The organism is Micrococcus sp. PSi08 (assembly GCF_054960655.1).
In genome coordinates this window covers 1-401 of the sequence record NZ_JBHNYP010000067.1, presented here as the reverse complement: position 1 = coordinate 401, position 401 = coordinate 1, and the positions used below count along the sequence as shown (strand labels likewise).

At 67.3% G+C, this 401-nt stretch carries 1 pseudogene; it reads right to left on the bottom strand.

Annotated elements, in window-relative coordinates:
- Positions 1 to 401, bottom strand: a pseudogene (locus ACFI33_RS11795) (IS5 family transposase); the annotation flags it as partial.

Here is a 401-nt window from a genome sequence, read left to right as displayed (position 1 = left end):
CCAGAAGAGGAAGCAGCATCGGGGAGTCCCCTGCCTGGCCGGGGGTGATCAGGCTGACCAGCGGCAGCCCGGTCCCATCGACGAGCTGATGGATCTTCGTGCTCAGCCCGCCACGGGAGCGCCCGATGCCGTGATCGGCCGGCTCCTCACGCGGATTCTTGTAGTTCGATCCATCCCCCTGTGTGGCGGGTGATGTTCGTCGCGTGCTGGTGGGCGCGGGCGATCGTGGAGTCCACCGAGACCGACCAATCGATCAGGCCTTCGGCCTCAGCGGCGGCGGTCAGCGTGGCCAGCACCGTGTCCCAGGTGCCTTTTTCGGCCAAGCGCCGATGCCAGGTCCACACGGTCTGCCAGGGCCCGTAGACCTCGGGCAGATCCCTCCAAGCGATTCCGCACCGGTA